This window comes from uncultured Shewanella sp., assembly GCF_947495455.1.
GTDB lineage: Bacteria > Pseudomonadota > Gammaproteobacteria > Enterobacterales > Shewanellaceae > Shewanella.
Genome location: NZ_CANLZC010000149.1, coordinates 1 through 10,328, shown reverse-complemented (window position 1 = coordinate 10,328; position 10,328 = coordinate 1). Strand labels below are relative to the sequence as shown.

At 36.1% G+C, this 10,328-nt stretch carries 8 protein-coding genes; 7 read left to right on the top strand and 1 reads right to left on the bottom strand.

The genetic code is table 11. The annotated features are described in order from the left end of the window. Positions 1-408: 408 nt before the first annotated feature. A complete protein-coding gene (locus Q0791_RS23315) occupies positions 409-942 on the bottom strand; it encodes a hypothetical protein (RefSeq protein WP_299011631.1) in 534 nt (177 codons plus the stop codon). 147 nt (positions 943-1,089) lie between these two features. Between Q0791_RS23315 and Q0791_RS23310 the strand changes: the two genes are divergently transcribed. From Q0791_RS23310 to Q0791_RS23280, 7 genes are all read left to right on the top strand, one after another. Beyond that, positions 1,090-1,353 carry a hypothetical protein gene (locus Q0791_RS23310; RefSeq protein ID WP_299011629.1) on the top strand — a complete coding sequence of 88 codons (264 nt, stop codon included), beginning with the start codon at positions 1,090-1,092 and terminating at the stop codon, positions 1,351-1,353. An 89-nt stretch (positions 1,354-1,442) separates the two neighbouring features. Beyond that, a complete protein-coding gene (locus tag Q0791_RS23305) occupies positions 1,443-1,640 on the top strand; it encodes a hypothetical protein (protein ID WP_299011627.1) in 198 nt (65 codons plus the stop codon). Positions 1,641-2,256: 616 nt separating this feature from the next. Continuing rightward, complete coding sequence (locus Q0791_RS23300; RefSeq protein WP_299011626.1) at positions 2,257-3,057, top strand: phospholipase D-like domain-containing protein; 801 nt, start codon at positions 2,257-2,259, stop codon at positions 3,055-3,057. Between the two features lie 288 nt (positions 3,058-3,345). Continuing rightward, on the top strand, positions 3,346-4,806 hold the full coding sequence (locus tag Q0791_RS23295) for a caspase family protein (protein ID WP_299011625.1): 1,461 nt from the start codon (positions 3,346-3,348) through the stop codon (positions 4,804-4,806). A 474-nt stretch (positions 4,807-5,280) separates the two neighbouring features. Continuing rightward, positions 5,281-5,625 (top strand): hypothetical protein, encoded by a 345-nt coding sequence (locus Q0791_RS23290; protein ID WP_299011624.1) that lies wholly within the window; start codon positions 5,281-5,283, stop codon positions 5,623-5,625. Positions 5,626-5,894: 269 nt separating this feature from the next. After that, complete coding sequence (locus Q0791_RS23285) at positions 5,895-6,416, top strand: GNAT family N-acetyltransferase (RefSeq protein ID WP_299011622.1); 522 nt, start codon at positions 5,895-5,897, stop codon at positions 6,414-6,416. A gap of 958 nt (positions 6,417-7,374) precedes the next feature. After that, complete coding sequence (locus tag Q0791_RS23280; protein WP_299011620.1) at positions 7,375-10,158, top strand: hypothetical protein; 2,784 nt, start codon at positions 7,375-7,377, stop codon at positions 10,156-10,158. The last annotated feature ends 170 nt before the right edge of the window (positions 10,159-10,328 follow it).

Here is a 10,328-nt window from a genome sequence, read left to right as displayed (position 1 = left end):
TGTGTGGGCTCCATTGGCTAATTGGTCAAATTCAGACCGTACTCCTTCGAGGGAAGGGAGTCCATACATCTCGTTCGGTGCGTTTTACAACGTAAAACCTCACCCTGCCGCAGGCTTCCTATATATTAAGCTTCGCTTAATGGTAAGTCGTGAATTCTCACTTCTTCTAGTAATAAAGAGTGAGATTAGGAAGGCTGCTCGTTCTTAACAATATCCGTATCTAAGGACCAGTTCGACAATCCCTATCGATCAGATCATGAATGCCGTGTCGTTTATTTGTCAAAATTGAGGATGCTAAGGAACGGCTTGTTTTTTGCTCAAAGAGGCCATTATTATGGCCTTTGAACTGATAATCACCTGACATGGTTTAATTGATGTGAAGTCTAGATACAAGTGGGATAATAATAATTATTCCTCAGGTGTCGACGTTGGAGGTGTAAAATCATCGCCATGCTTTTCACAGGCCAATTTTCCGTAGCGGGTGACACCTGAAGAGGCAATAAATTGATCGATTTTAGCGATACTTTTGGTGGATGATTCAAAGGTGGCATCGACATCATTTTGCATATTTTCAATGATTGACTTAAGAGCAAGACGGTTTTCTTTGTCTTTTCCTTGATCGAAGCTTCTTGTATTTTTAGGATCAGGTAGTTCTAACAAGATATCTGAGATCTTTTCGATGATCTGTTCATGCTGTGCATGGAGGGATTGAGTTTTTTCTTTGACAAGGTGTGCATTTTCGATATTGCTATTATTGTCAAAAACCTTTAGAGCGGCAGTATAAGCTTGAGTGAGTCGACCCCATCTTTTAAGTTGATGAATTGCCTCATCACTGATTTTTATCCATTTGTCTTCACCTAGGTTGCTTAATTGTGCTGCATCGGTATCTTTAAGGGCTTTTAGTTGTTCCATAAAACGGGGTTGAGTGTTTGTGTCAGACATGTATTGATTCTTTTAACTTGGATTGGTGCTTTATCTTTAAGCATTAATTAGGCCAATTTGTCATTGTTGGTTTTCTTATTTTTGGCATGCTGTTTGCTTTTTTGTTGCTAACACTAAGATTTCACGTTTAAAGCAAGGAAGATAACAATGGGCACAATTACTTATACTTTGAATAATTTAGATAGACTTACCGATATTGCTGGTACTTTGGCTGCTGGGCCGGCTCAAATTCCTGCGGGTATGGCTGGATTTGCGGGGATGTATATTATTTATAATCGTAATACCAATAATCGTTATATAGGCACTTCGGGTGATATAGGAGTGCGTTTCACGGGTAGGATGGGCGTTGTTTGTGAGCTCGGTTTATCCAGAGCTGAAATGGCGAATTTAGATGCCTACTGGGGACTGTAGCAGGTGTTAACACTGCAGGTGGGGCCGCTGCTCCAGCTGGATATGCAGGGGGGGGACCGACAATCACTATTGATGGTCAGGCAATTATCATGGAGCATCCTCTCATCAGATTGATAATGCAAGGTGTTGGATGGGGGGGAACTGTGTCGAATGGAAATTATACGGGATTGTTTAATAATCCGACAGGTAATGCTCTCACTATTACCCTCGATTATTCAAATGTTTATGGGTTGGCAACGGGGACGGCACAAGTTAATCACATTATTCCTGCTGGCGGTAATTTATAGCATTGAGTGAGCCAATATAGGTTATGTCGAGCTTTAAAGGCATTATTGCCAATGTTTATTTGTTCTTATTCATCCATTACTAAATTAAAGAAGGGCGATAATAACCAAGCTCACATTTGCGCCTACACGGGTATGAAAGCAAAGGCAAGAGTATAATAAAGGTAAAGTCAAGTGGATTAGGTGGTGGTTTTTGAATTCATTCTAATTTAGCTACCTACATTCTATTTTTTGAAAATTGGTAAGGAAAAGAAAGGGGGCTAAGGAGCGGTCGATGTTTCGAACTCAAAAAGGTTACTCTTGTGATCGCACAATATTATTTCATCTTAGCTTAAGGTATTGGTCTAAAGAGTTGTGTATATTGAGATAAATTAAATATAATACAGTGAATTATAACTAATGAGTGAATGTGATGAAATTGGTATTAGATGTTTTTTCTTGATTTTCTGTTGATAAATAGTTAATTTTCGTTTGATAATCATTTTACAACAACAGGTTAGCTGTGTACTCTAGCTTAATTATTTGTTTTATAAAAGAGAGTATGCAGCCAGGAAGATTATCCTGCTGTTGAATAAACTGTTAAGTGTCATCAGATTCATAGTTCGGAGAGAAATCAGAATTGAAGGTTTCAGAGCTTACACTAAATGCAATAAAGCCATACATTACTGGCGATGGGGCTTCGACTCCTTATATGTCTGGACCAGAGCTGATTAAATTTTTCAATGCGTTCGGGCTTTCTGATAAATATACGCGTGAGGGTCTTCCAAATGCATGGTCTAGAAATGAATATGCATATGAGCGGTTAAAGGAGATTAACGGAACCCCAGAGTTTAAGAGCTTAATAGAGGCAATCTCGGATAGCCGAAAAGTCAGTAACCCTGATGATATAGCTTCAGAATTAAGTGAAATCATAAAGCATGATGGTTACCTCTTGGAAAAAGATGATCTAGGTATTTTTAAAGTCACTGGTGCTGAGCTGAAAGATCCCGTACAAATAGCGGCACACTTCCAAGAAATAAAAAAACAAATAATTGATTCAATCCAATCGACGGAATTTACTATCTGGATAGCTGTCGCGTGGTTCACAGATAGAGATATTGGAAATGAGCTTCGTCTGAAACACAAAAAAGGTATTAATGTTCGAGTAATCGTGAATGACGATGAGACCACTGATAAGTATGGTTTAGATTTTTTTTCTAGGGGGATTGACTATAAGAAGGTTTCTCCAAATTCTTTGTGGGGGAAAAAGTTAATGCATAATAAGTTCTGCATAATTGATCTATGTAAAGTTATACATGGTTCATATAACTGGACAAGTAATGCTCAATACAACAATGAGAGTATTACAATTACGGAAAGTAGAGATTTGGCTAAAGAATTTTCAAGGCAATTTATTGAGCTTCGTGGTCAAAATATTTAACAAGCGCTTCCAGCATGAAGTCAAACATTAGACGGTTTTGGTGTCACTCTATGTAATAATACAAAAACCACTCCGTATTATGCGTAACTAAAGCAACATAGACTCATATGGAAGCTCCCGTTGAGTCAAGCCTATTTTTTCATTTTTACTTATTCAGTTTTGAGCACAGATTTTGATGTTGGTGGTTTATGCGTGATTTTATGGTAATCTATTGATTATTAATAAAAGGAAAACGTGTATGCACGTTATACAAAGGATTAAATTTACTCACAATAAGGAGTCTGTAACTTGAAAAGGAAAATGACGGCACTGGTTTTAGGTAATGGAGCCTACCCTAGTAACAAATTAGTGAATGCGACAAATGATGCTGAGGATATGAGTCAAAAACTATCGGATTTTGGCTTCTCTGTTATTAAACTGAAAGATGCTACCAAGAAATCTATAGATGAATCAGTCAACTCCTTTAGAGATAATTTAAATAGTAATGATATTGGTCTGTTTTATTTTGCGGGTCATGGAATGCAGATAGAAGGAGAGAATTATATTACGGCTGTTGACTCTGATTTTAAATCGGAAATTGACGCAAGGTATTCTTCTTATCCATTGAATAAAATCATTGAAATTATGGAGAAGAGTAAGAATAAAACAAATATTATTATTCTTGATGCGTGTAGGAATAATCCGTACTTAAGAGCATGGAACCGCGACCCAAACCTTGATGGTTTAGCTCCAGTATATGCTCCAAGAGGAACCATTATTGCTTATTCTACTTCACCTGGAGAGGTTGCTAGTGATGGTTTAAAAAGTAATGGCGCATACACAGAAGCTTTACTACAACATATAGCTGTCCCTGATATTCCGATTGAGGATATGTTTAAAAGGGTTAGAAATTCCCTTTCTGTTTCAACAAAAGGGCAGCAAACATCATGGGAACATACATCTTTATCGGGTGACTTCTTCTTTAATCTGAGTCTTGGTTCGTCAATAGAAATATATTCAAACGAAGCTATTTCTGATGAGTTATTCCACATTGATTCTGATAAGCTGATGCATACTGAAATTAGGGACTTGAAAAGTCATAATTGGTACACTCAAAACCCTGTCGCAACTAAACTTACGGTAGCATCATTAAATGATGCTGATGTCGATACTGTTTTTGTATTAGGTAGAAATGTTTACCAGGCAGCCTGTGGAAATGCTAGAGATTTAAGCGCATTTATTACACGGTTTCGTGAAAGATCAACCAACCTGCATGCAAAAACTAGAAAGGCTTTATTAGACGGTATGATTTTTGAGATATTTTTTAATAGCAAAGGTCAATTAAGAGATAGTTTTAAAACGTCTAAGTTTAATAGTGTATTTGATTGTCAAAAATATTCAGAATTCGACGATTCTTTTACATTTATTTCTGATGTTTTGTCGACGTACCACAGTAGGTTTTATGCGATTCCCGGAAAAAGCCGTGAAATTAGTATTGATGTGTCGACTAAAACAAATGATGAAGGTGAGTATAAAGTATTAGGCGTCTATTTCAGTGGTCATAATATATTACGACCAGATGAAGACGTTAGCTTTTATGAAGAAAAATATGGAGCCACACCATATGAGGGGGTTCAAGGCTCGGCATTAGAGCGGAGGATTTCGGAGGAACTTTTAATTCCCAGCCATAAGTTGAAAATAAATTATGACTTTGAATATGGGCCTGAAGCTAAGTTATTATTTCCATACGGTCATACTGTGGCAAAGTAAAGTTAACAAGAGACCATAACGTCAAAAGTTAATTTTAAGCTTTTGGCGCTTTCTCCAAAGCGCCATCATTAAGATAACAACCATCTTTCTTATACAGGCCGTATTTTAGATAAATAGTGGCGACTTTCTTCGGTTTACTTAGCTTTACCACTAGGTACTAATTGCTGATAAGTGGCTTTAAAATGGGATATCAGTCGGGTAGCCAAAGCTAAAAGCAAAATTATTCGGAATTATTCGGACATCCAGAATTAACAAGATGGCTCTTAAAAAGAGTGAGTCGGTTCTGGTGAATACTGCTGTATGTTTTTTACGAATCGGTAAGTGTTTGATTTTTTATTATGGTCATTGTATGATTTTGGGTTAGCAGTGTATTCTAACTTAATGATTTGTTTAAAAAAGGGCGAGCAGTATAGAAGGTTATGCTGCTGTTGAATGTACTGTTAACATATAATCAATCATACATGGATAATATAAATGAATTACAAAGGCATTAATCTTGTCGTAAGCATCTTGATATTACTTTCACCTTTAACCGCAAATGCGTCTAATATTTGGACTGCAGATATTGCAAGCGTGTACGCATATTCTGATGGTAGAGCAAAAGTCTTTCTTAAAAATCTCACTGAAGGTAAAAATGGAAGTGTAGACACTGGATGTACCACTAATAGTGTGTGGTTATCTCCATCTTCAACTGAGGTTGCTACAGCATCAGCACTTTCAGTGGCATTAACAATGTTCGCGTCAAAAACTCCGGTTAGAATCGCAATTAACGGTAGTGGTCCAAACTGCACCTTAATTAATATGGGTGCTAAATTTTAGTCAAGCTTGTTTTGAACGTAAAGATATAGCCAAGGTTGAAATAGGCCTTGGTTATAAGTACTAAATCCTCATTTTTAGTTACTCAGTTTTGATTACAGATCTCGATGCTGGTGATTTATGTGCGCTTTTTATGTAAATAATATATTTCTAATTTGTATATTTATCAGTGGTTAGTAGCGTACTTTGATGGTAATCTATTGATTATTAATAAAAGAAGAACGCGCATGTGCATTATACAAAGGTTAGTTGTTATCGGAGTTTACGAGTAAATGCTATACAGAGTTGCCAACATTAATGACTCAGAGGTTTTAGCTAACTTACATGCTGAAAGTTGGCGTGAATCATATCGGGGAATATTCCCTGATCAATTTCTTGATAATGATGTTTGGGTGGAGCGGAGAAACTCTTGGGCAAATCGATTATCCTCACCAAAGAGTAACCAATATGTTTTGGTTGCCATTGATGGTGATAACATTTGTGGTTTTATTTGTGCTTTTGGTAATGAAAGTGCTAGATGGGGAACATTCATAGATAACTTGCATGTCTCAAGGACTTATCAAGGTAAAGGAATTGGTAAACAGCTAATGCATTTAATTGCTAAATGGGCTGATGAAAACTATAGCCATAAGGGATTATACCTTGAGGTTTTAGAAGATAACTCAAATGCACGCGATTTTTATCATCGAATGGGGGCAAAGCACCAAGAAACAAATTTATGGCTGCCACCCGGCAGTAATGTGAAAGTAAATGATTTGCTCTATATTTGGGAAAATAATTTATTGCTGTTGTAGATAAACAACTAACAAGCACCAGCAAATCGCACGTGCTGGATTCGCAATGGATTCGCAACAAGTTGCTCGCCTTTGTGGTGAGCAACTTGTTGCAATTGAGCTAGACGCAAGTTTATGAGAAGAGGAAGCCTTTACGAAGATTTATAGGTGTAATTTGGACAGCCATCATTAATGGCATATTTTAAATCCTCTGGCTAAGCTGATGGACTAGTATATGTTGGAGGTTGCTATTTATAAAAGGGCTATGTTACATCCAAGAAGAGCCCTGATTAGTATTGAATTTTTATTTAAGTAGAGGCCCTATTCTTATTGCTGTAGGCGAAATTATTGCGCTTATTGGGATAAACGACGACATTTCTCAAAATGTTGCCAATATGTGCCTATAGGCTCGCGCGTAGCTTACTTTAATATGTTAAGTGTTAAGATGAGGAACATCAGCCTCATATTATAAAAGGCTAACATTCTGGCGAAAACCTGACTATGTTACTGATTAATAATGGCTGGCTATGAATTTTCACTAATCGTTGGTAAGTGGCTTTAAAAATGGGATATCAGTCTAAAGAACAACTGTGACAGCCATCATTAATACTCTTACAATTTACATGACGTTCAATACAGTGATATGTATTTATCACCTGTGATGAAGCGATTTTCTAGGGCATTTATCTGATTTCACAAATGGAATAGAATATTCAATCTTTTATTAATTATCTGTTTTTATTAAGAATGAAAGTTATTTTTTATGCTTGGCTCTTTTGAAAAAGAGCAGCATTTTTATATTGTACAAACGTTGTATTTTTCACCATTTTTTTGACTTGCTATTTATTTTATATAGGATTGAAAAACCTGCTTAATGGTTAACTTGTTTATTATTACGGGTTTTATTATATTGTCGTATGATAAATAAGATTAAGGTAGTAGGTATTTATTGAAGATAATAACAAAAGGAATTGAGATAATGATGTTGGTACACAGTAGACATGCTCGGATTGTATTTAGTGTAATTTTTAGTTTGCTATTTTTTACTGCTTGCGGAGGAGGAAATAGTGAAAATGAGGAGGCTTCAAGTAATGCTTCGCCTGAATTTACTTCAGATAATTCGGCTACTTTATATGAAAACACCTTAGTTGTTAATTATATTGCCTTAGCTTCAGATCGTGATGGGGATATCCTGACTTATGCTTTATTAACTGGAAAAGACAGTGCTTTATTTGCTTTAGATAAAACAACTGGAGAACTTGACTTAAATCAGAGCTTGAATTTTGAAGTGCCGATTGATAGCGATCAAGATAATATTTATGACATCGTATTGCAGGTGACAGATGGAAAGGGGGGAATGGATGAACTAGAGGTGGCATTTACTGTTAAGGATGCACAAGATATACCGCGATTCTCCTCTGAGATAGAACATATTAAAATTGAAGAAGGCATATCTAGATTAGATTTTATTCCTTTGGTTGATGATGAAGATGGTGATGAATTGACCGTTTCAATTCAAGGAGGAGAGGATGCTGAGCGCTTTTCGTTGGATGATGAAAGGCAGTTAAGTTTTTTAACTGCACCTAACTTTACCTATCCACATGATGCCAATGGTGATAATTTTTATCAATTAGCGCTTTTGGTCACTGATGGTATTGATTCGAATACTACTGAGCTTACCGTAGAAGTTACTGATCTTATTAGACCCAGTTTACAAGTTGATTTTCCCTCTGAAGGTGCGAATTTAGGTGGCTATATTCAGGAAACCCCTTTTAGTATGTTGATTGTTGAGGAGGATACAAAAGAACCATTAAATGATGCTGTACATACTCTAACAATTGACGGCATTGAATTGAATTCAAATGATATTAATGACACAAGCTGGAACCTGACACTTCCCATTGAAAATTCAGTTAATACGTTTAATGTATCAGTAGAGTTTAATGATGGTTCAAAGAATAGCTTTGCTCATCAAGTAAGAAATGAGCCTAAAATATCTTGGCCAGAAGGTGTCATTAAGGATGGGTTTTATTCTGATATTTATTATTATGTTGAACTAATTGATGATACTCTTGTTGAGGTCAGCCATTTGGGGCGTAGGATATTATCTGGTCAGGGAATAGGTGAAGGTATCGAGTTTCAGGCCATTTCTGATATGGTCTCGATTGGTATAGGTGAGCACTATTTTCTTGTTCTGGATCATGAAATAGGTCTTGTTAAGGTGAACAAATCGACAGGAGATAGAAGTCTTATTTGGGAATATCACCCTTTAGTGCCTTATGGTAACCCTTCTTTGAAGGCGGTGGCTGTGGCTCCAAACAGTCACCATGAAAGCGGTCATGCTTATGTGTCCGTATTACATAATTATTCTAAGTATATTTATCAAATTGGTTTTAATGGTTCTCAAGACATTTTGTATCCTATGTTAGGTAGTACAGGTCCTGAATTGATTTCTCCATTAAATATGTTGGTCGATTCAGACCAAAACCGCCTATTAGTTGCAGATGCTGGATTAAAAGCCATTTTAGCCATTGATTTAACAACGGGTGATAGAAGTATTATTTCCGATGAGTCAAGGGGAGTTGGTGAGGAATTGTTTAGTCTGTCAGATTTGGTATTTGATAAAGATAAAACGGGCTTATATGTATCAACGTCAACCATTAATAGTGGAAAAATATTTCATATTGATCTAGCCACAGGCAATAGAACCATTATTAAGGACGCTTACCATGAAGAGGAAATTCAAGGTACGATGATGTCGTTGGGGTATGATCTAAAAAATGAAAGGTTATATTTTTCAAAAGTGGAGCCTGGCAATATATCCGATTATTCTCTCAATTCAGGTGAAATTCGAGTTATTACTGAAAACCGCATTGGTGACGGGATAAGAATAAATAGGTTTATTGACTATGGTATTGATAATAATGGTAAAATTATTTCTATAGGTAGTCCGTTGTTATTTTCAATAGATATTTATAATGGAAAACGTTCTCAAATAATAATAGATAATAGCGAGCTTCATTATCCAAAGAAAATCGTAGTGGATTCTGCAAGACAAACTGCTTACGTATATGATTCTAGATTTGACCGTATTTATTCTATTGATCTGATATTGGGTAAAGAAGTACTGATTTCTTTTATTGGTAGGCATGAATTAGACAATATTGATGAAGTAGCATTAGACTCACAAGATAAGCAGTTATATGTATTTGATCATGTGATGCAAGTGTTTGCTAAAATAGATCTTGAGTCAGGTGAAGCAATTGTTATTTCCAGTACAGAAATAGGTAGTGGTGGTAACCAATCAACGGTGTTGTCTTTATCTGACTTGTTGATTGCAAAAAAAGAAAATATATTATTAGCTGTTAATTCATCGGATAATTCGATCATCTCTGTAGATTTATCTAGTGGAAGCAGGCATAAAGTGCTAGATGTATCGGCGTATAATGCCAATATTAGTATAAGATCGATTGCCTATGATATTGAATCTAATTTACTGTATATATTAGATGGGAATTCGAATGATATTATATCCTATGATTTTAATACTGCTGCTTATGCTTTGGTTTCAGGTAATGATCTAAGTTATGGTTATCAATTGACAAAAGACACCTCAAATATGCAGCTTGCGCCCTCTGGAAAACGTCTTTTTATATTGGAAAGTTTGACAGAAACTAAAACAGTAGTCTCAATTGATATTCGTAGCGGAAAAAAGGCAGTATTGTCGCAAGCGACACCCACTTATAATGATTTAGTAAATTAACGAGCTTAAATAGCATTTCAATTAAAGTCATCGTTTAGCATCATCAATGTTGGACGATGGCTGGAGTTCAATGGATGAGTTAGTCCTTTGATGGTGTTAAGGCAAGTTAAAGATGTCACATTAGGGAGCAAAGTAGACATGTCACACAAGTCTGTGTCTTTTATCAATCC

Bases quoted from the DNA above. Each gene is read 5' to 3' on its own strand.
- Q0791_RS23315 (WP_299011631.1), bottom strand. From the start codon at position 942: ATGTCTGACACAAACACTCAACCCCGTTTTATGGAACAACTAAAAGCC.
- Q0791_RS23310 (WP_299011629.1), top strand. From the start codon at position 1,090: ATGGGCACAATTACTTATACTTTGAATAATTTAGATAGACTTACCGAT.
- Q0791_RS23305 (WP_299011627.1), top strand. From the start codon at position 1,443: ATGGAGCATCCTCTCATCAGATTGATAATGCAAGGTGTTGGATGGGGG.
- Q0791_RS23290 (WP_299011624.1), top strand. From the start codon at position 5,281: ATGAATTACAAAGGCATTAATCTTGTCGTAAGCATCTTGATATTACTT.
- Q0791_RS23285 (WP_299011622.1), top strand. From the start codon at position 5,895: ATGCTATACAGAGTTGCCAACATTAATGACTCAGAGGTTTTAGCTAAC.
- Q0791_RS23280 (WP_299011620.1), top strand. From the start codon at position 7,375: ATGATGTTGGTACACAGTAGACATGCTCGGATTGTATTTAGTGTAATT.